Annotated in this window: 17 protein-coding genes; 11 read left to right on the forward strand and 6 right to left on the reverse strand. The window is 63.3% G+C overall.

Annotated elements, in window-relative coordinates; genetic code table 11:
- Nucleotides 1-10 precede the first annotated feature (10 nt).
- Nucleotides 11-1,939, reverse strand: coding sequence for a transglycosylase SLT domain-containing protein (locus P5705_RS23600; protein WP_277463296.1), 1,929 nt, complete (start codon nt 1,937-1,939; stop codon nt 11-13).
- A gap of 209 nt (nt 1,940-2,148) precedes the next feature.
- Here P5705_RS23600 and P5705_RS23605 point away from each other — a divergent pair, with 209 nt between their 5' ends.
- The gene (locus tag P5705_RS23605) at nt 2,149-4,080 is read left to right on the forward strand and encodes an ATP-binding cassette domain-containing protein (protein WP_277463297.1); all 1,932 of its coding nucleotides are present in this window, start codon (nt 2,149-2,151) and stop codon (nt 4,078-4,080) included.
- A gap of 91 nt (nt 4,081-4,171) precedes the next feature.
- On the opposite strand, the gene P5705_RS23610 is transcribed toward P5705_RS23605, so the two are convergent.
- Nucleotides 4,172-4,612 (reverse strand): universal stress protein, encoded by a 441-nt coding sequence (locus tag P5705_RS23610; RefSeq protein WP_213657660.1) that lies wholly within the window; start codon nt 4,610-4,612, stop codon nt 4,172-4,174.
- Between the two features lie 110 nt (nt 4,613-4,722).
- Between P5705_RS23610 and P5705_RS23615 the strand changes: the two genes are divergently transcribed.
- The 7 genes from P5705_RS23615 (at nt 4,723) to P5705_RS23645 (ending at nt 13,028) form a co-directional block, all read left to right on the forward strand.
- Nucleotides 4,723-5,160: a hypothetical protein gene (locus tag P5705_RS23615; protein ID WP_277463298.1), complete on the forward strand. Its 438-nt coding sequence runs from the start codon at nt 4,723-4,725 to the stop codon at nt 5,158-5,160.
- Between the two features lie 467 nt (nt 5,161-5,627).
- Nucleotides 5,628-7,775, forward strand: a complete 2,148-nt coding sequence (fadB, locus tag P5705_RS23620) for a fatty acid oxidation complex subunit alpha FadB (protein WP_213657658.1) — start codon at nt 5,628-5,630, stop codon at nt 7,773-7,775.
- A 31-nt stretch (nt 7,776-7,806) separates the two neighbouring features.
- On the forward strand, nt 7,807-8,982 hold the full coding sequence (gene fadA, locus P5705_RS23625; protein WP_011534824.1) for an acetyl-CoA C-acyltransferase FadA: 1,176 nt from the start codon (nt 7,807-7,809) through the stop codon (nt 8,980-8,982).
- A 78-nt stretch (nt 8,983-9,060) separates the two neighbouring features.
- On the forward strand, nt 9,061-9,312 hold the full coding sequence (locus tag P5705_RS23630) for a DUF1653 domain-containing protein (protein WP_277463299.1): 252 nt from the start codon (nt 9,061-9,063) through the stop codon (nt 9,310-9,312).
- 100 nt (nt 9,313-9,412) lie between these two features.
- Nucleotides 9,413-12,022, forward strand: a complete 2,610-nt coding sequence (gene topA, locus P5705_RS23635) for a type I DNA topoisomerase (protein WP_277463300.1) — start codon at nt 9,413-9,415, stop codon at nt 12,020-12,022.
- 199 nt (nt 12,023-12,221) lie between these two features.
- Nucleotides 12,222-12,743 (forward strand): DUF6586 family protein, encoded by a 522-nt coding sequence (locus P5705_RS23640; protein WP_277463301.1) that lies wholly within the window; start codon nt 12,222-12,224, stop codon nt 12,741-12,743.
- Between the two features lie 51 nt (nt 12,744-12,794).
- Entirely contained in the window at nt 12,795-13,028 is a 234-nt protein-coding gene (locus tag P5705_RS23645) for a hypothetical protein (RefSeq protein ID WP_011534820.1), read from the forward strand.
- A 37-nt stretch (nt 13,029-13,065) separates the two neighbouring features.
- Here the strand turns inward: P5705_RS23645 and sulA are convergent, their stop codons facing one another.
- Nucleotides 13,066-13,542 (reverse strand): SOS-induced cell division inhibitor SulA, encoded by a 477-nt coding sequence (gene sulA / locus P5705_RS23650; RefSeq protein WP_277463303.1) that lies wholly within the window; start codon nt 13,540-13,542, stop codon nt 13,066-13,068.
- A 13-nt stretch (nt 13,543-13,555) separates the two neighbouring features.
- The gene (gene lexA, locus P5705_RS23655) at nt 13,556-14,164 is read right to left on the reverse strand and encodes a transcriptional repressor LexA (RefSeq protein ID WP_277463304.1); all 609 of its coding nucleotides are present in this window, start codon (nt 14,162-14,164) and stop codon (nt 13,556-13,558) included.
- A 209-nt stretch (nt 14,165-14,373) separates the two neighbouring features.
- On the opposite strand from lexA, the gene P5705_RS23660 reads away from it, so the two are divergent.
- From P5705_RS23660 to nagZ, 3 genes are read left to right on the forward strand one after another with little or no spacing between them, the layout of a single operon-like run.
- A complete protein-coding gene (locus P5705_RS23660) occupies nt 14,374-15,072 on the forward strand; it encodes a TetR/AcrR family transcriptional regulator (protein ID WP_277463305.1) in 699 nt (232 codons plus the stop codon).
- Between the two features lie 39 nt (nt 15,073-15,111).
- The gene (locus tag P5705_RS23665; RefSeq protein WP_277463306.1) at nt 15,112-15,636 is read left to right on the forward strand and encodes a L,D-transpeptidase; all 525 of its coding nucleotides are present in this window, start codon (nt 15,112-15,114) and stop codon (nt 15,634-15,636) included.
- A 22-nt stretch (nt 15,637-15,658) separates the two neighbouring features.
- Entirely contained in the window at nt 15,659-16,657 is a 999-nt protein-coding gene (nagZ, locus tag P5705_RS23670) for a beta-N-acetylhexosaminidase (protein WP_277463312.1), read from the forward strand.
- 78 nt (nt 16,658-16,735) lie between these two features.
- Here nagZ and P5705_RS23675 read toward each other — a convergent pair whose 3' ends face one another.
- Together P5705_RS23675 and P5705_RS23680 are read right to left on the reverse strand one after the other, a co-directional pair.
- Nucleotides 16,736-20,062 (reverse strand): DEAD/DEAH box helicase, encoded by a 3,327-nt coding sequence (locus P5705_RS23675; protein WP_277463307.1) that lies wholly within the window; start codon nt 20,060-20,062, stop codon nt 16,736-16,738.
- A 1-nt stretch (nt 20,063) separates the two neighbouring features.
- The gene (locus tag P5705_RS23680; protein WP_277463308.1) at nt 20,064-20,624 is read right to left on the reverse strand and encodes a CsiV family protein; all 561 of its coding nucleotides are present in this window, start codon (nt 20,622-20,624) and stop codon (nt 20,064-20,066) included.
- Between the last annotated feature and the right edge of the window lie 9 nt (nt 20,625-20,633).

Below are 20,633 nucleotides of genomic sequence, written 5' to 3' on the forward strand. Positions count from 1 at the left end.
GCCAGCCTGGTCACATATCGTCGAAATACCGCTCATGCCAATCCACCAGCGGCTGCGGTGAATTGAGCTTCTGCCCATAGATGACCGAATACGACAGCACGTTCTGCACGTACTGGCGTGTCTCGTCGAATGGAATCGACTCGACCCACACGTCGAAGCTCAGGTGCTTGGCGCCCTTGAGCCACTGGCGTACCCGGCCCGGGCCGGCGTTGTAGGCGGCCGAGGCCAGCACGCGGTTGCCGTTGAACTGGCTGTGCACCTGGCTCAGGTAGGCGGCGCCGAGCTGGATGTTCTTGTCCGGGTTGAACACCTGGGCCGGCGAGGCCAATGGGATGCTGAACTTGCGCGCAGTCTCTTTGGCGGTGGCCGGCATCAGTTGCATCAGGCCGCTGGCGCCAACGCTGGAACGAGCGTCCTCCATGAAGGCGCTCTCCTGGCGGGTGATGGCGAACACCCAGCTCGAATGCAGGCCGCGGACCTTGGCTTCGCGCACCAGGGTGTCGCGGTGGGCCATCGGGAAGCGGATGTCCAGGTCATCCCAGTACTGGGCCTGGCTGATGGTGCGGATGGCCGGGAAGTACCAGCGCATCTCGTAGGCCAGGCGTGCCTGGGCCACCATCTCGTCTCGGTTGAAGTGGCGGCTGACGTGGTACCACTCGCGACGCCCCTCGACCACCTGGCCACGCGCGTGGAACTCCAGGGCACGGCGCACGCCAGGCGTGTTGCGGACCTTGTTGATCAGCTGTTGGCTGAGCACCAGTGGCTTGTTGTTCAGCTGGTAGGGGGTCTGTGCCCGGTCGGCGGCGAGGAAGCCATAGAAGTCGCGTTCGCGGGCAACGGTCTTGTACAGCAACGGGATCTGCGGGTTGTTCGGTTGCGCCAGCTCCAGGCTGCGAGCCTGCCAGTATTTCCAGCGGTTGCTGCTGGCCAGGTCCTGGGGCAGGCGCTTGGTCAGCTCGTAGGCATCTTCCCAGCGACCCAGGCGCAACAGCAGGCGCAGGCGCCATTCGCTGACGGTGTTGTCGCGCAGCTCGGGGTCGTAGCGGGTCATCAGGTCGAGTGCGCGTGGGTCGTAGCGGCGCGCGAGGGTCAGGCCGATTTCGTTGGCGATGGCGACTTTCTCGTCGCGAGAGAAGTGCATGCGCTGGGCGTAGTCGTCGAGCAGCGCCATGGCCTGCTCCGGATCCTGGCGGGCCAGGCGGCGCAGGCCGAGGCTGACCACGTCGGACATGGCCTCGTTGACGGGGGTGAAGCGCGACGGCTGGTTCAGCAGTTCAGGTTTTTGTGCCACATCGATCAGTAGCTTGCCCTGGGGGGCGAGGGTGGTGAGCGTCTTCGCCAACTGGTTGGCCAGCCCGTAGTTGCGCGCCTGGGCGGCGAGTTTCAAGCGTTGCCAGCGCTTGGCTTCGGTCAGTTGGCCTTCGGCGGCCCACATGCCGAACAGCGTGTCGCAGGTGGCCGGTTGTGACTTGCCGACGTTCCATAGCTTGTCGGCGGTGGCAAAGCCTTCCGCGCGCAGGCCGTGGGTCAGTTGGTACTGGCCGTTGAGGCAGTCCAGTTCGGTGAAGTTGAGCTTGGGGTCGTAGTACTTGACGAAGGTGTTCCACTCACCACGCTCGGCCAGCCAGCGCAACCAGCGCAGCTTCATCCAGTTGGCCTGGGGGAGGTCGCCGTGGGCGGCGAGAAAGCCTTCGATCTCCTCGTTGCTGGCGGTCTTCAGGCGGGCGGTAAGCTCGTCGTATGTGAGGTAAGGCGTGAGCGGGTAGTCGCGCAGTGCCTGGGCATAGCGCAGGTAAGGGCCTTTGTCGCCCTTTGCCAGGGCGCGCTTGGCCTCGTCGTAGTACTGGCGCTGTTGGGTGATGTCGACGGCCTGTGCGGCACTCGCGGTGGTGGCGGCGAGCAGCAGGCAGGAAGCAAGTTGTAACAGGCGGCTGCGCATGATACGTCCGGGCAGTTGAACCATAAGAGAGTGACGGCGAAGCCAGCACTGTTGGGTATTACTGCCTAGCTTAGCCGTTTGCCGGCAGCGGGTGAAAGCACTGTGCTTGTATCGAGTTGTTATCCGACGTCGTGCCGCTGGCGGCATGTTGCCTGATGCCGCGAGGGGGCAAGTCAGGTAGAATGCGCGCCCGGTTTTTGGAGATGATCATGACCCTGCTCAAATTCAGCGATGTGTCCCTCGCCTTCGGCGCCATGCCGCTGTTGGACAAAGTGTCCTGGCAGATCGCCCGTGGTGAGCGGGTGTGCATCATCGGCCGCAACGGCACGGGCAAGTCGAGCATGCTGCGCCTGGTCAAGGGCGAGCAGAAGCCTGACGATGGTGAGATCTGGCGTGCTCCGGGCCTGAAGATCGGCGAGTTGCCGCAGGAACTGCCGGTAGCCGACGAGCGTAGCGTGTTCGACGTGGTGGCCGCGGGCCTGGACGGTGTGGGTGAGCTGCTGGCTGAGTACCACCACCTGAGCCAGAACATCCAGGGCGATGACGACCTCGACAAGCTGATGCATGTTCAGCATGAGCTTGAGGCGCGCGACGGTTGGCGTTTGCAGCAGGTGGTGGAAAGTACCCTGAGCCGCCTGCAGTTGCCCGCCGACAAGACCCTCGCCGAGCTTTCCGGTGGCTGGCGCCGCCGTGTGCTGTTGGCCCAGGCCTTGGTCTCCGAGCCAGACCTGCTGCTGCTCGACGAGCCGACCAACCACCTGGACATCGGTGCCATCGCCTGGCTCGAAGAGGCCTTGAGCGGTTTCAACGGTGCCGTGCTGTTCATCACTCACGACCGTTCGTTCCTGCAGAACCTGGCCACGCGCATCCTGGAACTGGACCGTGGTGGGTTGATCGACTGGAACGGCGACTACGCCAGCTTCCTGGTGCACAAGGAGGCCGAACTGGCCGCCGAAGCGACCGCCAACGCGCTGTTCGACAAACGTCTGGCCCAGGAAGAAGTGTGGATCCGCCAGGGCATCAAGGCCCGGCGCACCCGTAACGAAGGGCGCGTGCGCGCGCTCAAGGCATTGCGCGTAGAGCGCGGCGAGCGCCGTGAGCGCCAGGGCAAGGCCAACATCCTGATCGAGGTGGCGGACAAGTCCGGCAAGCAGGTGATGGTGCTGGAGGATGTCAGTTTCGCGCACAAGGACGGCCCGAAACTGGTCAAGGACTTCTCCATGGTGCTGCAGCGCGAGGACCGTATCGGCCTGCTCGGCGCCAACGGTACCGGCAAGACAACCCTGCTCAAGCTGATGCTGGGCGACCTGGAGCCGACGTCCGGCAAGGTCGAGCGCGGTACCAAGCTGGAAGTCGCCTACTTCGACCAGATGCGCCACCAGCTCGATCTTGAAAAGACCGTTATCGACAACCTGGCCGAAGGTCGCGATTTCATCGAGATCGATGGCCAGAACCGCCACGTGCTCAGTTACCTCGGCGACTTCCTGTTCAGCCCCCAGCGTGCCCGTACACCGGTCAAGGCGCTGTCGGGTGGCGAGCGTGCGCGCCTGCTGCTGGCCAAGCTGTTCAGCAAGCCGGCCAACCTGCTGGTGCTGGACGAACCGACCAACGACCTGGACGTGGAAACCCTCGAGCTGCTCGAGGAGGTGTTGTCGAACTACAAGGGTACGGTGCTGATGGTCAGCCACGACCGGGCGTTCCTCGACAACGTGGTCACCAGCACCCTGGTGTTCGAAGGTGAAGGGCGTGTGCGCGAATACGTCGGTGGTTACGAGGACTGGATCCGCCAGGGTGGTTCGCCGAAGCTGCTGGGTGTGACCGAGAGCAAGGGCGGCAAGTCCGAGCTCAACAGTGCCGTGGTGGAAAAACAAGTGGAGGAGCAGGCGCCTGCGCAGGCCGCCGCGCCAGCCGCCGATGCCAGCAAGAAGAAGCTCAGCTACAAGCTGCAGCGTGAGCTGGAAGCGCTGCCTGGGCAGATCGATGCGGTGGAGCAGAAGATGGCCGCGGTGCAGGAAGAGATCAATGCCTCGGGCTTCTATCAGCGCCCGATCGGCGAGACGTCGGCGGTGCTGGCCAAGCTTGAGGTGCTGCAGGGTGAGCTGGATGCGCTGGTAGAGCGTTGGGCCGAGCTCGAAGGCTGAGCCTTGTTATCGGCCTGTTCGCCGGCAAGCCGGCTCCTACGCAAATATCGTAGGAGCCGGCTTGCCGGCGAACAGGCCGGTCATGCAGCGTTTATTCTTTTTTCAGCAGGCGTACTGCCAGCACATCGCAAGGCGCGCCATGCAGCACGTCATTGGCGGTGGAGCCCAGCAGTAGCGCCAAACCATGACGGCCATGGCTGCCGACCACGATCAGGTCGCACTTCTGATCCTTGGCCAGTTGATGGATCTCCTGGCGCGGCTGGCCGTAGACCAGGTGCGAATCGCCGCGGTTGATATCCGGGTACTTGTTGAACAGGCGGTCCATGCGCTCCTTGGCCTGGTCGAACTGCTGCTGTTGCAACTGCGAGAGGTCCATTGGCACGTCGCCACCAAAGGCCATGGCCATGGGCTCGACGATGTGCACCAGCGAGACCTTGGCGCCGCTGGCCAGGGCAATGGCCTTGGCGCGCTTGATCACCGGGTCGCATTCTTCGGTCAGGTCGACGGCGACCAGAAGGTGTTCGTAGGACATGAGCATGACTCCTGACAATCGCGATAGAAGAAGTATGGTCGCTTTCGCGCGGGTCTTCCGTGAATCCTGACTAACCCGCTCATTTGCAACGCTTTATAAGGTCTACAGATATGACGGTATGGCTGGTGGTGTCAATCCTTGCGGTGGTGCTCAGCCCGCTTGCCTGGCTGCGCCCTTCGCGCAAGCAGAGCGAGCAGATGAACCTGCGCCTGGAGGGGCGGCGCATGGGGCTGGCCATGCAGTTGGCGCCGCAGCAGTGGCCGCACTGGCTGGAAGCGGAACCTCCCAGCCCATGCCCGCAGTACCATCGGGCGCGCCGCAAGGGGCGTGAAGACAGCTGGTGCTACTGGCAGGTTACCCCGGGTGTCTGGTGGAACCAGTGGCGGGAGCCTTGCACGGATCCGCGCCACCTTGAGGTGTTGAAGACTTTGCCGGCGACCGCCTACAAGCTCGAGGCCGACAGCCGCATGATCGCGCTGTACTGGAGCGAGCGTGGTGACAAATCTGTTTTGCAGGATATTGCCCAAGCCCTCGAAATCCTCGCCTGACCGGTCATGACGACAACGGGGCGCGCACGAGCAGTGATGTTCGTGCGCGCCCCGTTGTCGTTTGTGCTGTACACAAATGGGCCAGGCAGGCCGGTTCAGGTCCAGTGTAGCCGTCGCGGGCGGGTGTGTTTGGGGAAATGCTCTGTTCGTCGGTCATGGATGGCTTATCGCTGACATGAATGATCGGCGATCACCGTCATCATGTTTCACCCGCAGCCAGCAGAAAGTGACTGGAAAGTCGCGTTTTCAGGGTGTGCGCCAGCATTTGACAACTTCGTTCATTTCGGAGAATGTGTGCACACCCGAATCAAACGGGCGTATGAATTGAGCGTTTGTATGTCAGACGGCTCTTACAGAATCCCGATTAGCGCGCCGACGGGTGTGCCTGTGGCAAGGGACCGGCAGACCGGCCCTTGCGCCAGCGATCGGCGTGTACAGTTCAGCTTCCATATCGTGGAGATCAGTTGATGATTTACGAAGGTAAAGCCATCACGGTTAAGGCTCTTGAAAGCGGCATCGTCGAACTGAAATTCGACCTCAAGGGTGAGTCCGTCAACAAGTTCAACCGCCTTACCCTGAACGAGCTGCGTCAGGCAGTGGACGCCATCAAGGCCGACGCTTCGGTCAAGGGCGTGATCGTCAGCAGCGGCAAGGACGTGTTCATCGTCGGCGCCGACATCACCGAGTTCGTCGACAACTTCAAGCTGCCCGAGGCCGAACTGGTCGCCGGCAACCTGGAAGCCAACCGCATTTTCAGCGACTTCGAAGACCTCGAAGTGCCAACCGTCGCCGCCATCAACGGTATCGCCCTGGGCGGTGGCCTTGAGATGTGCCTGGCCGCCGACTACCGGATCATGTCCAGCAGCGCCAAGATCGGCCTGCCGGAAGTCAAGCTGGGCATCTACCCAGGTTTTGGTGGTACCGTGCGCCTGCCGCGCCTGATCGGCTCGGACAACGCCATCGAGTGGATTGCCGCGGGTAAGGAGAACCGCGCCGAAGACGCGCTGAAAGTCGGCGCGGTCGACGCGGTAGTTGCTCCTGAGCTGCTGCAGGCCGGTGCCCTGGACCTGATCAAGCGCGCCATCAGCGGCGAGCTGGACCACAAGGCCAAGCGCCAGCCCAAGCTCGAGAAGCTCAAGCTCAACGCCATCGAGCAGATGATGGCCTTCGAGACCGCCAAGGGCTTCGTTGCCGGCCAGGCTGGCCCCAACTACCCGGCGCCGGTCGAAGCCATCAAGACCATCCAGAAGGCCGCAAACTTCGGCCGCGACAAGGCCCTGGAAGTCGAAGCTGCTGGCTTCGCCAAGCTGGCCCGCACCTCGGTCGCCGAAAGCCTGATTGGCCTGTTCCTGAACGATCAGGAGCTCAAGCGCAAGGCCAAGGCCCACGACGAGATCGCTCACGACGTGAAGCAGGCTGCCGTGCTCGGCGCCGGTATCATGGGTGGCGGCATCGCCTACCAGTCGGCGGTCAAGGGCACCCCGATCCTGATGAAGGACATCCGTGAGGAAGCCATCCAGCTGGGCCTGAACGAAGCCTCCAAGCTGCTCGGCAAGCGCGTCGAGAAAGGTCGCCTGACCCCGGCGAAGATGGCCGAGGCGCTCAACGCCATTCGTCCGACCCTGTCCTACGGTGATTTTGGCAATGTCGACATCGTCGTCGAAGCCGTGGTCGAGAACCCGAAGGTCAAGCAGGCCGTGCTGGCGGAAGTGGAAGGGCAGGTGAAGGAAGACGCGATCCTCGCCTCCAACACTTCGACCATCTCCATCAACCTGCTGGCCAAGGCGCTCAAGCGCCCCGAGAACTTCGTCGGCATGCACTTCTTCAACCCGGTGCACATGATGCCGCTGGTCGAAGTCATTCGTGGCGAGAAGTCCAGTGAAGTGGCGGTCGCCACCACCGTGGCCTACGCCAAGAAAATGGGCAAGAACCCGATCGTGGTCAACGACTGCCCGGGCTTCCTGGTCAACCGCGTGCTGTTCCCGTACTTCGGCGGTTTCGCCAAGCTGGTCAGCGCGGGCGTCGACTTCGTGCGCATCGACAAGGTCATGGAAAAGTTCGGCTGGCCGATGGGCCCGGCCTACCTGATGGACGTGGTCGGCATCGACACCGGCCACCATGGTCGCGACGTGATGGCGGAAGGCTTCCCGGACCGCATGAAGGACGATCGCCGCTCTGCCGTCGATGCCCTGTACGAGGCCAATCGCCTGGGTCAGAAGAACGGCAAGGGCTTCTACGCCTACGAGACCGACAAGCGCGGCAAACCGAAGAAAGTCGCCGACGCCAGCGTGCTCGACGTGCTCAAGCCGATCATTTTCGAACAGCGTGAAGTCAGCGACGAAGACATCATCAACTGGATGATGGTGCCACTGTGCCTGGAAACCGTGCGCTGCCTGGAAGACGGCATCGTCGAAACCGCCGCCGAAGCCGACATGGGCCTGGTCTACGGCATCGGTTTCCCTCCCTTCCGCGGTGGCGCGCTGCGCTACATCGATTCGATCGGGGTCGCCGAATTCGTCGCACTGGCCGACAAGTACGCCGACCTGGGGCCGCTGTACCACGCCACGGCGAAGCTGCGCGAAATGGCCAAGAACGGCCAGCGCTTCTTCAACTGAGCGCCCAACGAGCTAGAGCGAGATTATTGATATGAGCCTGAATCCAAGAGACGTGGTGATTGTCGACTTCGGTCGCACGCCAATGGGCCGCTCCAAGGGTGGCATGCACCGCAACACCCGCGCCGAAGACATGTCCGCGCACCTGATCAGCAAGCTGCTGGAGCGTAACGACAAGATCGACCCGAAAGAAGTCGAGGACGTGATCTGGGGCTGCGTCAACCAGACCATGGAGCAGGGTTGGAACATCGCCCGCATGGCGTCGTTGATGACCCCGATCCCGCACACCTCCGCCGCACAAACCGTCAGCCGCCTGTGCGGCTCGTCGATGAGCGCGCTGCACACCGCCGCCCAGGCGATCATGACCGGCAACGGCGACGTGTTCGTCATCGGTGGTGTCGAGCACATGGGCCACGTCAGCATGATGCACGGCGTCGACCCCAACCCACACCTGTCCTTGCACGCTGCCAAGGCCTCCGGGATGATGGGCCTCACCGCCGAGATGCTCGGCAAGATGCACGGCATCACCCGTGAGCAACAGGATCTGTTCGGTGTGCGTTCGCACCAGCTCGCCCACAAGGCGACGGTCGAAGGCAAGTTCAAGGACGAGATCATCCCGATGCAGGGGTATGACGAGAACGGCTTCCTGAAGGTCTTCGACTTCGACGAAACCATTCGCCCGGAAACCACCCTCGAAGGCCTGGCGTCGCTCAAGCCTGCGTTCAACCCGAAAGGCGGCACCGTGACTGCGGGTACTTCCTCGCAGATCACCGACGGCGCCTCGTGCATGATCGTCATGTCCGGCCAGCGCGCCATGGACCTGGGTATCCAGCCACTGGCGGTCATCCGCTCGATGGCTGTCGCGGGTGTCGACCCGGCGATCATGGGCTACGGCCCGGTGCCATCGACGCAGAAAGCCCTCAAGCGCGCCGGCCTGACCATGGCCGACATCGACTTCATCGAGCTCAACGAAGCCTTCGCCGCACAGGCCCTGCCAGTGCTGAAAGATCTGAAAGTGCTCGACAAGATGGATGAGAAGGTTAACCTGCACGGCGGCGCCATCGCCCTGGGCCACCCGTTCGGTTGCTCCGGTGCGCGGATTTCCGGCACCCTGCTCAACGTCATGAAGCAAAATGGCGGCACGCTCGGCGTTGCCACCATGTGCGTCGGCCTGGGCCAAGGCATCACCACTGTCTTCGAACGCGTCTGATCGCGTTGCAAGCCAGCAGCCGGGGCCATGTGCCCCGGTTTTTGTTTTTTACAGGATTTGTTCAAGAGGCTGAGCGACATGCAGATACAACCCGGTGTGTACCGGCACTACAAAGGGCCTGAGTATCGTGTGTTCGGCGCCGCGCGCCACTCCGAGACCGAGGAGTGGGTGGTGTTCTACCAGGCCCTGTACGGTGAGTTCGGGCTCTGGGTTCGCCCCCTTTCGATGTTCCTCGAGTCGGTCGAGGTTGACGGCGAGCAGGTGCCACGCTTTGCTTTGGTCAAGGCCGAAGAAGGGTTGTCCGGGCTGTTGGCCAAGGCAGGCGAGTAAGCGTCCGCGCTTGACCTCACTCTTTTGCCACTATATATAGCGGTGCCGCGTCTGGCACCTGACGCGTTTTTCATCTTCAGATTCAGGAATACTCCGATCCATGGGCAAATCGCTGGTCATTGTGGAATCCCCGGCCAAGGCCAAGACCATCAACAAGTACCTGGGCAACCAGTACGTGGTGAAGTCGAGTATCGGCCATATCCGCGACCTCCCCACCAGCGGTTCCGCCAGCGCGAGCAAGGAACCGGCGGCCAAGCGCGGCAAGGCCGCGGGTGAGGCGCCGGCCCTGTCGCCCAAGGAGAAGGCCCGACGCCAGCTGGTGGCGCGCATGGGGGTCGACCCGGAGGCTGGCTGGAAAGCCAAGTACGAGATCCTTCCCGGCAAGGAGAAGGTGATCGACGAGCTGCGCCGCCTGGCCAAGGATGCCGACACCATCTATCTCGCAACCGACTTGGATCGCGAGGGGGAAGCCATTGCCTGGCACCTGCGCGAAGCCATCGGCGGTGACGACAGCCGCTACAAGCGCGTGGTGTTCAACGAAATCACCAAGAAGGCCATCCAGGAGGCCTTCTCCCAGCCGGGCGACCTCGATATCGACCGGGTCAATGCCCAGCAGGCGCGTCGTTTCCTCGATCGCGTGGTCGGCTACATGGTTTCGCCGCTGCTGTGGGCCAAGATCGCCCGTGGCCTCTCTGCTGGCCGTGTGCAGTCGGTGGCGGTGAAGCTGGTGGTCGAGCGTGAGCGCGAGATCCGTGCGTTCAACCCGGAAGAGTACTGGGAAGTCCACGCTGACCTGGGCACTGCCAAGAATGCCAAGGTGCGTTTCGAAGTGGCGCGTGAGAAGGGTGAAGCCTTCAAGCCGCTCAACGAAGCCCAGGCCATGGCGGCGCTGGAGAAGCTCAAGGCGTCCAGCTACAGCGTGGTCAAGCGCGAAGACCGTCCGACCAGCAGCAAGCCGTCGGCGCCGTTCATCACCTCGACGCTGCAGCAGGCCGCGAGCAACCGCCTGGGCTTCGGTGTGAAGAAGACCATGATGATGGCTCAGCGCCTCTATGAGGCGGGCTACATCACTTACATGCGTACCGACTCGACCAACCTGTCGACCGACGCAGTGGAGATGGCGCGCAGCTACATCGAGCGCGAGTTCGGCAAGCAATACCTGCCGGACGCCCCCATGGTATACGGCAGCAAGGAAGGCGCCCAGGAAGCGCACGAGGCGATCCGTCCTTCCGACGTCAACACCCACCCAACCAAGCTCAGTGGCATGGAGCGCGATGCCGAGCGCCTGTACGAACTGATCTGGCGCCAGTTCCTGGCCTGCCAGATGCCGCCGGCGCAGTACCTGTCCACCAGCGTCACCGTGGCAGCCGGCGATTTCGAGCTGCGCGCCAAGGGCCGCATTCTGAAATTCGATGGTTACACCCGTGTGCTGCCACAACAGAGCAAGCCGGGCGAAGATGACGTGCTGCCAGAAATGGCCCAGGGTGAAGCGCTCAAGCTGATCCAGCTCGACCCCAGCCAGCACTTCACCAAGCCGCCGGCACGCTTCACCGAAGCCAGCCTGGTCAAGGAAATGGAAAAGCGCGGTATTGGCCGCCCATCGACCTACGCGGCGATCATTTCCACCATCCAGGACCGGGGCTACGTCACGCTGCACAATCGCCGTTTCTACTCCGAGAAGATGGGCGACATCGTTACCGAGCGTCTTTCCGAGAGCTTCGCCAACCTGATGGACTACGGCTTCACCGCCGGCATGGAAGAAAACCTCGACGACGTGGCTCAGGGTGAGCGTGACTGGAAGAACGTCCTCGACGAATTCTATGGCGACTTCAGCAAGAAGCTGCTGACGGCTGAGTCCGCTGAAAACGGCATGCGTGCCAACCAGCCGACCCTGACCAACATTGCCTGCAAGGAGTGCGGGCGGCCAATGATGATCCGCACCGCGTCCACGGGCGTGTTCCTCGGTTGCTCGGGCTACAGCCTGCCACCCAAGGAGCGCTGCAAGGCGACCGTCAACCTGGTGCCGGGCGATGAAATCGCTGCCGACGACGAAGGTGAGTCCGAGTCGCTGGTACTGCGCGGCAAGCACCGCTGCCCGATCTGCGCGACGGCGATGGATGCCTATCTGCTCGACGAGAAGCGCAAGCTGCACATCTGCGGTAATAACCCGGATTGCGCAGGTTACGAGATCGAAGAGGGCAGCTACCGCATCAAGGGCTATGAAGGGCCGAGCCTGGAGTGCGACAAGTGCGGCAGCGAGATGCAGCTCAAGACCGGCCGCTTTGGCAAGTTCTTCGGCTGCACCAACGCGACCTGCAAGAACACCCGCAAGCTGCTCAAGAGCGGCGAGGCGGCGCCACCGAAGATGGACAAGGTGGAGATGCCGGAGCTCAAGTGCGAGAAGGTCGACGACACCTACGTGCTGCGTGATGGCGCCTCGGGGTTGTTCCTGGCCGCCAGCCAGTTCCCGAAAAACCGCGAGACCCGTGCGCCATTGGTGCTGGAGATTGTGCCGCACAAGCACGAGATCGATCCGAAGTATCACTTCCTCTGCGATGCGCCGCAGAAGGACCCTGATGGCCGTCCAGCGGTGATTCGCTACAGCCGCAAGACCAAGGAGCAGTACGTGCAGTCCGAAGTCGACGGCAAGCCGACCGGCTGGAAAGCGTTCTTCGACGGCAAGGTATGGAAGGTCGAAGACAAGCGCTGATCGATCACACGTGTATTGGGGTCGCTTCGCGGCCCATCGCCGGCAAGGCCGGCTCCTACAAGTATCGTAAATAACCTGTAGGAGCCGGCCTTGCCGGCGATGGGGCGCAAGGCGGCCCCAATTCGTTTGTGCTTGCGGGAAGGCCAGGCTTTCCCCGACACTGCGTTATCGCCTTGCTGCCCATGGGAGGTCATCGAAAATGGCCCAGGAACTCTACACGCGCACCAATCAGAAGCTGTTCTTCGCCGGCCTTGCACTGGAATCCATGGCCAAGGCTGAGGCAAGTGGGGCGATGAATGCTCAGGGCTTGGTCCAGGCCGAGCGTGAAGCAGCTTTGTTCCACTTGTATGGCGCCTTGCTGGGGTTGTGCCACGAGATCGCTGGTTTCTACCGCCTGCCCCAGGCGTCGGCCGCGCAGGCCGAGCAGCTGCTCAACGACGAAACACTGCGTAGCGTGGCGATTCCGGAAATGGCTGAGATGCTGGAGTTGGCGCGGCAATCGGAAACCTGGCTGGCACGCTTGCTGGCGGCTTATGCCGAATTGTTCCGACCACCGGTCGCGAAGAAAATGGCCAAGACCGACGTCACCCAGCCGCTGATCCAGGCCGTCAATCTCGATGAGGCCGAGCCATTGGTGCTTGCTCGCCAGGAGCTGGAGGCTTGGCGACACAGCCTGAAAGACCTGGTGAGACGATTCCGCGATGCGCTGAGTGAGTGCTGACAGCATCCATGGCTGGTACAATGACGGCCTTTCGTGAAAAGCAGGCCCTATATGTCAACGTCCTTCCTAGAAATTGTCGAGTTGCCTGATGGCCGGATCGAGTTGCGCCGTGCCGAGGATGAAGGTTCCCTGGTAACCCTGGATTTCTCCGAGGATGCCAAGGCATTCCTGCAAGGACAGCATGTGGAAGTGGCCAAGGCCATGCTCAGTGTGGGTGTGCAGATGGCTGGCAAGCTGGTCGAGGGCGACTTCGAACGTGACGAGGGGCCGCGGGTTCTTCACTGACCCGGACAGCAAGCGTTTGACAGGCAAAGCCTGAACATCAGCCGAGGCGGATGTTCAGGCTTTGCGCGTTTCCGGTGGTAGCGGCGTTCAGCAATTGTTGGCGGGTGCTGTTGTTGACATTGCCCAGCCAGCTGACGACCGTGTGGCTGCGGCCTAGGCGTAGCGCCTCGCAGGCGAGCTGCAGGGCAGTCTGATTGCCACCGGGTTGCAACAGCAGGATGCGTTCACGGTTCAGGCCAGCCTCGCGCAGCCAGGCTTGAGTGAGGCTGCCAGGTGGCGCGATGAGCGTGAGCCAGCGTGTTTCGTCCTCCTCGCTGAGCTCACGCAGGACGGGGGCCAGCAGGCTCTGGCAATGCCCGGGAGCGCCGCGCAGTGCCAGTTCGCTGAACAGCTCGGGCTGATTGCCCTTGCGCGAAGGTTTGCTGGCCTTGAGGCCTGGCAGTACTGGCTGGGCGAGGAAAGCCTCGAACAGCGGCAGCTGGGCTTGCAGGGGAGCTTGGATGAACGGCTGCATGACGCCTCCTGGTTCAGCGGCGAAGTACGCCGACGCTCAAGCCCTCGATCACCAGCTCCTGTTCCTTCAGGTCGACTTCGATGGGGGCGAATTCGGGGTTTTCGGCAATCAGCCAGACCTTGCTGCCTTCGCGCTTGAAGCGCTTGACGGTCACTTCGTCGCCGATTCGGGCCACGACCACCTGGCCGTTGCGGGCTTCGCGGGTGGTGTGCACGGCCAGCAGGTCGCCGTCGAAGATACCGATATCCTTCATGCTCATGCCGTGCACACGCAGAAGATAGTCGGCACGCGGATGGAAGAAGGCCGGGTTGATGTTGCAGGACTCCTCGATGTGCTGTTCGGCGAGGATCGGCGCGCCGGCAGCGACTCGGCCAATGATGGGGAGACCGTTGTCCTCGACCTTTGCTTCGAGGCCGGGGATGCGAATACCGCGCGAAGCGCCGGGGGTCATCTCGATGGCACCCTTGCGTGCCAGGGCCTTGAGGTGCTCCTCGGCGGCGTTGGGCGACTTGAAGCCCAGCTTCTGGGCGATCTCCGCGCGGGTCGGGGGGAAGCCGTTGTCTTCGAGGCAGCGTTTGATGAAAGCCAGAATCTCGGCTTGGCGTGGCGTCAGTTTCAGCATGGGCGAGGGCTCTGTCTTTATATACAGTGACTGGAATTATATACAGTAGCTGGCAAGCTGCAAGCACCGCGCATGCAAGGCCGGCGCAAAGCCTGATCATTCAATGCGTTGTGGCTGTGGTTAAATGGGCGACCGCCCGGTCACCGAGCCTTGACATCGGCAGGCCTGAAACGTATGTTTCAAACAACTGTTTGTCAGGTGGAGTAGTCATGGCCCAGTCGGAAACCGTCGAACGTATCCTCGATGCGGCGGAGCAGCTGTTCGCGGAACGCGGGTTCGCGGAAACCTCGTTACGGCTGATCACCAGCAAGGCTGGGGTCAACCTGGCAGCGGTGAATTATCACTTCGGTTCGAAGAAGGCCCTGATCCAGGCAGTCTTCTCGCGTTTCCTCGGCCCCTTCTGCGCTAGCCTCGAGCGTGAGCTGGATCGCCGCCAGGCGCAGCAGAAAGCCTCGCTTGAAGAACTGCTGGAGATGCTGGTGGAGCAGGCGTTGGCCGTGCAGCCACGCAGCAATAACGACCTTTCCATCTTCATGCGCCTGCTGGGGTTGGCGTTCAGCCAGAGCCAGGGTCACCTGCGCCGCTACCTCGAAGACATGTACGGCAAGGTGTTCCGCCGCTACATGCTGCTGGTCCACGAGGCCGCCCCGCGGATCCCGCCGCTGGAGCTGTTCTGGCGCGTGCACTTCATGCTGGGTGCCGCAGCGTTCAGCATGTCCGGGATCAAGGCCCTGCGCGCAATTGCTGAAACCGATTTTGGTATCAACACGTCGATCGAACAGGTCATGCGCCTGATGGTGCCGTTCCTTGCTGCGGGCATGCGGGCCGACACGGGGGTCACCGACGAGGCCATGGCTACCGCGCAACTGCGGCCGCGCAGCAAGAACAGCGCGCCTGCCAAGGCCTGACACTGGGCGGGGCAGGGCGCTTCGGCTAAGCTAGCGCCCATGCTCGACCTCGATTTCCTGCACATATCTCTCGCCGACCAGTGTCTCTATGGTTTTCATCATGGGGCGTTGCGCGTGCGCCTGCCGATCTCTTCGGCGCGTAACGGCGCGGGTGAGACGAACGGTTCCGGGGGCACGCCGCGTGGCCTGCACCGAGTGCGTGCGAAGATTGGTGCTGGCTTGCCGCAGGGTGCGGTCCTGTGTGGCCGGCGCTGGACCGGCGAAGTCTGGTCGCCGGCCCTGGATGCACGCTATCCAGGACGCGACTGGATACTCAGCCGTATTCTCTGGCTCAGTGGTTGCGAGCTGGGGATCAACCGCCTCGGTGAAGTCGATACCTTCCGCCGTTACATCTACCTGCATGGCGCGCCCGACACTGAACCTATGGGTATTCCGCTGTCCCATGGCTGTGTGCGCCTGCGCAATACCGACCTGCTTGACCTGTTCGATCGCGTGCCGGCCGGTTGCCGTGTGCGGATCGACGAGGCTGCCTGCCCGCACTGGGCCTCCCTGGATCTTCAATGAAGGACTCGCTATGACTGTCAGCCTGCAAGGCTCCCTGATGGTGGACATCGCCGGTAAATGGTTGACTGCCGAAGACCGGCACCTGCTGCGCCAACCCGAAGTGGCCGGCCTGATCATCTTTGCCCGCAACATCGACAGCCCGCGCCAGGTGCGCGAGTTGTGCGCGTCGATCCGCGCCATTCGCCCCGACCTCATCCTCGCTGTCGACCAGGAAGGTGGGCGGGTTCAGCGCTTGCGCCAGGGCTTCGTGCGCCTGCCGGCCATGCGCGCGATCGCCGACAACGCCAATGCCGAGTACTTGGCCGAGCAATGCGGCTGGCTGATGGCGACCGAGGTGCTGGCGGTCGGCCTGGACCTGAGCTTCGCCCCGGTGCTGGACCTCGACCACCAGCGCAGCGCGGTGGTTGGCAGCCGAGCCTTCGAAGGTGATCCCGAGCGTGCCACGCAACTGGCGGGTGCCTTCATTCGTGGTATGAACGCGGCTGGCATGGCCGCTTGTGGCAAGCATTTCCCAGGGCACGGCTGGGCCGAGGCCGACTCCCATGTCGCCATTCCGGTGGATGAGCGCAGCCTGGAGCAACTGCGCGCAGCCGACCTGGTGCCGTTCACCCGCCTGGGCGGTCAATTGGCGGCGGTGATGCCGGCTCATGTCATCTATCCGCAGGTAGACAACCAGCCGGCTGGTTTCTCCCGTCGCTGGCTGCAGGAGATCCTGCGCGGCGAGCTGGGCTTCGAAGGGGTGATTTTCAGTGATGACCTGTCCATGGCGGGCGCCCATGTGGTGGGGGATGCCGCCAGCCGCATCGAGGCGGCGTTGAGCGCCGGTTGCGACATGGGCCTGGTGTGCAACGACCGGGCCGCGGCGGAGCTGGCGCTGAGCGCGGCGCAGCGGATGAAGGTCAAGCCGTCGCCGCGGATCGCGCGGATGCGCGGGCAGGGCTTCGCCCGTACCGACTACCGCCAGCAGCCACGCTGGCTGGAGGCGCTGGGGGCGCTGAAGGATGCGCAACTGATCGATTGATCATCATCGCGGGGCAAGCCCGCTCCCACGAAAGGTCTCAGTGCTTCGTGGCGGCGGGCTTGCCCTGCGATCGAGTGCTCAACGGTTTCGCTTGCCCGGCAACGGCGCGAACAACGCTTCGATCTCCTCGTCCCTCAGCCGCCACTGCCCGCCCTGCCCACCATCGAGCAATCCAGCGGCCAGCGCTGCCTTCTCTTGCTGCAGCAGCTGGATCTTCTCTTCCACCGTGCCCCGGGTGATCAGCTTGAATACGAACACCGGCTTGTCCTGGCCGATGCGGTAGGCGCGGTCGGTGGCCTGGTTCTCGCTGGCCGGGTTCCACCAGGGATCGTAGTGGATGACGGTGTCGGCGGCGGTCAGGTTCAGGCCGGTGCCTCCCGCCTTGAGGCTGATCAGGAACACATCGCTTTCGCCATTCTGGAACTGCTGCACCGGCGCGCGACGGTCGCGGGTGTCACCGGTCAGCAGGCTGTAGCGGATGCCGCGCTTCTCCAGCTCGAATTCGATCAGCGCCAGCATCGAAGTGAACTGCGAGAACAGCAACACCTTGCGTCCCTCGCTCAGCAATTCCTCAAGCATCTCCAGCAGGCTGCCAAGCTTGCCCTTGTCGGCGAATGTGCCCTTGATCTCGGTGCCCTTGACCAGGCGCAGGTCACAGCAGACCTGGCGCAGCTTGAGCAAGGCGTCGAGGATGACGATCTGGCTGCGTGCCGCGCCGCTGCGGGCGATTTCGTCGCGGACCTTCTTGTCCATCGCCACCCGCACCGCCTCATAAGTGTCGCGCTGGGCGTCGCTGAGCTCGACCCAGTGGATCATCTCGGTCTTGGCCGGCAGTTCGGTCGCTACCTGTTCCTTGGTGCGGCGCAGCAGGAATGGGCGGATGCGGCTGGCCAGATGGGCCATACGTTCGGTATCGCCATGGCGTTCGATCGGGGTGCGGTAGTCCTGGGTGAAGCGCTTGCTGTCGCCCAGCCAGCCGGGCATCAGGAAGTGGAAGATCGACCACAGCTCGCCGAGGTTGTTCTCCATGGGTGTGCCGGTCAGGCACAGGCGCTGGTCGGCCTGCAGCTCGCGCACCGCCTGGGCGGCCTTGCTGGTGCTGCTCTTGATGTTCTGTGCCTCATCCAGTACCAGCAGGTGCCAGGGTTGCGCCTTGAGGTGTTCGAGATCGCGGGGGGCGAGGGCGTAAGTGGTCAGTACCAGGTCGTATTCGCCCAATGCCGCGAAGTGCTTGGTGCGTCCCGGCCCGTGCAGGGCCAATACGCGCAGGTCGGGGGCAAAGCGTCGGGCTTCGTCGAGCCAGTTGGGCACCAGGCTGGTGGGCATCACGGCCAGCGCCGGGTTGGCCAGGCGTCCGGCTTCTTTCTCCAGCAGCAGGTGGGCGAGGGTCTGCAGGGTCTTGCCCAGGCCCATGTCGTCGCCGAGGATGCCGCCGGTACCCATTTCGCGTAGGGCCTGCAGCCAGTTCAGGCCTTGTTGCTGGTACGGGCGCAGCGTGGCGTTCAGGCCTGTGGGCGGGGCGACCTGCAGGTCGCGGGCGTCACGCAGGCGCCGGCCCAGGTCACGGACATGGGTGCCGCCTTCCCACTGCAAGGGAAGATGTTCGATCTCGTTCAGGCGCGCGGCGTCGGCGCGCTCCAGGCGCAGGCTCGGGCCAACGGCATCCTCATGCAGGTAGAGTTCGCCAAGGGTGCCCATCACGGCCTTGATCCGGCCATAGGGCAGGGCGACGCGCAGCGCCGGGCTGTCATGGCGGGCGCGGTTGAGATCTATCAGCAGGTGTTCGTCGTCGCTGCGACGAGCAAGTTCGCTGGGGCGCAGCAGCTCCGGGCTGGCGCGCAGCAACTGCAGGACAATGGGCAGCAGGCTGTGGCGTTGGCCATCGACGACGATGCCCAGCTCCAGGTCGAACCATTCGTGCCCCGGCGCCTCCTCGATGGTGGCGTACCAGTCATCGACCTCGTGCAGGTTGAAGGCGAAGTCGCGGTGCAGGTCGATTGTCCAGCCTGCGTCGCGAAGGCGCGGCAGGCCTTCGCGGGCGAAGCGCAACCAGGCTTCGTCATCGGGCAACTGGTGCATTTCGCCAGCGCTGTCGGGCAGGGCCTTGCTCTGGCGGGTGGCGGGCTTGAAGCCGAAATCGCGCAGCACTTTGCGCAGCGCCTGCTCAGCCTGGGGCTGGCGGCGGATGCGCTGGCTGGTGCTGCCCACCAGGCGTGTCAGTGGCTTGTCGTCAGTGCTGCTGGCGCGCAGGCCGTCGTAGTCGAACGACAGGGCGGCGCGGTGCTGCATCTGGCGTTGCATGCGCCCGGTCTTGGGCGTGTAGGCGCTGAATTCGAGGCTGCCGAGGGTCAGTCGCCCGCTGGGGACGATGCTTTCGATCTGCTCGCTGCTGACGGCGGTTGGTGTGGGGACTTGGCGGTTCAAGGCGTTCAATCGATGACTCAAGGGGACAATCAGGTGTTCGGGTACCAGGGGTGCCCGCGCAAGCTGGTGGGCAATGAAGGGGTCGAGGTCGTGCAGCAACTTGCCGAGGTGATGATTGCGTGGGTCCACATAGAACAGCGGGTCGGTGGGTACTACCTGCAGCGCAACCTGGTCTTCATGATGCCAAGCGCCTTGGTAGCTACCGCTGTCCAGCCTGACCCAGCGGAACTCAGCGTGCAGAGGTGGCCCGGAAACCAGGGGTGTTTGCTCCTGCTCGTACAGCAGCTTGCCGCTGGCCAGGGCGTAACCGAGCAGCTCCGCACCCTGCTTGCCCTCCAGTTTCACCACGGGGAGCGCCCCCCGGCTGCAGGTGTCGATCAGGCGCAGCAGTCGAGCATCATCTTCCGTGACGTAGCGTGGGGCGTAGTAGATCAGTTCGGGCAGTGCTGTCACCCGGCTGAATTTCAAGGTGCCGTCCGCCTGCCGGGTGCCTTTGACGGCTTCCAGCCGGTAATGCTCGTGGTCGCCCTGGATTCGAAAGTAAATGGCTGGGCCTTTGCGCGCCGGTTCACGGGGCGCGGTGGGCAGGGCTGGCGCCTCGAGTGCCTCGACCCATTGGTCGAGATCGGGTGGCAAGGACAGTGCTGCCTGTGCCTGGGGCAGAGGCACTTGCAGGTCGCTTGCGTTGTCCAACAGGTGGAACAGCGCCGCCATGCAGTGTTTGCAATTGATGCCGACAGGGCAACTGCACTTTCCGAGCACGCGCAGGTCGGCGCCGTTGTGTATCAGGTGGATGGTCTGGTGGTAGCGCTGGCCTCCCGAGCCCTGGCAGGTCGCCTCGACGGTATTGCCGTGCAGCGACAGGGTCCGGGAGTGGCCCTGAGCGGCATAGGCACGTCCGCGGGTCAGGGCGCCGGCATCGATGAAGTCAACCCAGTCGGGATGCTCCCTGAGCAATTGCAGCACATCACCGTCGCTCACCTCACTGCTCCATCATCTCCGGGTCCGGCAGCGGCATCTTGCGCATGCCGGCAGGTGTGACCTTGAGCAGCACGGCAAGGTGCCCGCCATCGAGGAAGGTCAGTTGCCCGGCTTTCATGTTGCTGTTGCTCTGTTTGAACTGTTCGCTGCGCAGCACGCTGCCGTTACCGTCCAGTTCGTTGACCCAGAGGTTGGCGTCGACACTGATGAAGCGGTCTTCGCCGATGCTCAGGTTGCCCTCGATGGGGAAGTGGCCGAACTGTTCTTCACCGGCACCCAGGGCGATCTTGTCGCCGTCCTGTTGCCAGGCCTTGTGCAGCAGCACGGTGTAGTCGGCGGTGGCCTGCAGGCGGGTGATCTCGTCATCCAGCGCCGTCGGGCGTTCGGCGGCTTTTTCCAGGCGTGGGGCGCCGTTGCTCCAGTCTTCCGGGGCGAACGGGCTGGTCACGGCCGGCACGGCATTCTGCCGCACGAGGATCATTTCAACCTGATAGGGGCCTGCGGCGAAGGCGGTGGGTGCAAGCAGCGCCAGCAACAGGGTCAGGCTACGAATGGCACGCATGGAGCTTCC

The organism is Pseudomonas entomophila, assembly GCF_029478665.1.
GTDB lineage: Bacteria > Pseudomonadota > Gammaproteobacteria > Pseudomonadales > Pseudomonadaceae > Aquipseudomonas > Aquipseudomonas entomophila_F.

What these genes read in the sequence shown, in the direction of transcription:
- P5705_RS23640 (WP_277463301.1), top strand. Translation starts at nt 12,222, where the DNA reads ATGGCCCAGGAACTCTACACGCGCACCAATCAGAAGCTGTTCTTCGCC.
- P5705_RS23630 (WP_277463299.1), top strand. Translation starts at nt 9,061, where the DNA reads ATGCAGATACAACCCGGTGTGTACCGGCACTACAAAGGGCCTGAGTAT.
- P5705_RS23645 (WP_011534820.1), top strand. Translation starts at nt 12,795, where the DNA reads ATGTCAACGTCCTTCCTAGAAATTGTCGAGTTGCCTGATGGCCGGATC.
- P5705_RS23680 (WP_277463308.1), bottom strand. Translation starts at nt 20,624, where the DNA reads ATGCGTGCCATTCGTAGCCTGACCCTGTTGCTGGCGCTGCTTGCACCC.
- fadB (WP_213657658.1), top strand. Translation starts at nt 5,628, where the DNA reads ATGATTTACGAAGGTAAAGCCATCACGGTTAAGGCTCTTGAAAGCGGC.
- lexA (WP_277463304.1), bottom strand. Translation starts at nt 14,164, where the DNA reads ATGCTGAAACTGACGCCACGCCAAGCCGAGATTCTGGCTTTCATCAAA.
- P5705_RS23615 (WP_277463298.1), top strand. Translation starts at nt 4,723, where the DNA reads ATGACGGTATGGCTGGTGGTGTCAATCCTTGCGGTGGTGCTCAGCCCG.
- P5705_RS23605 (WP_277463297.1), top strand. Translation starts at nt 2,149, where the DNA reads ATGACCCTGCTCAAATTCAGCGATGTGTCCCTCGCCTTCGGCGCCATG.
- P5705_RS23660 (WP_277463305.1), top strand. Translation starts at nt 14,374, where the DNA reads ATGGCCCAGTCGGAAACCGTCGAACGTATCCTCGATGCGGCGGAGCAG.
- P5705_RS23600 (WP_277463296.1), bottom strand. Translation starts at nt 1,939, where the DNA reads ATGCGCAGCCGCCTGTTACAACTTGCTTCCTGCCTGCTGCTCGCCGCC.
- P5705_RS23665 (WP_277463306.1), top strand. Translation starts at nt 15,112, where the DNA reads ATGCTCGACCTCGATTTCCTGCACATATCTCTCGCCGACCAGTGTCTC.
- sulA (WP_277463303.1), bottom strand. Translation starts at nt 13,542, where the DNA reads ATGCAGCCGTTCATCCAAGCTCCCCTGCAAGCCCAGCTGCCGCTGTTC.
- topA (WP_277463300.1), top strand. Translation starts at nt 9,413, where the DNA reads ATGGGCAAATCGCTGGTCATTGTGGAATCCCCGGCCAAGGCCAAGACC.
- fadA (WP_011534824.1), top strand. Translation starts at nt 7,807, where the DNA reads ATGAGCCTGAATCCAAGAGACGTGGTGATTGTCGACTTCGGTCGCACG.
- P5705_RS23610 (WP_213657660.1), bottom strand. Translation starts at nt 4,612, where the DNA reads ATGTCCTACGAACACCTTCTGGTCGCCGTCGACCTGACCGAAGAATGC.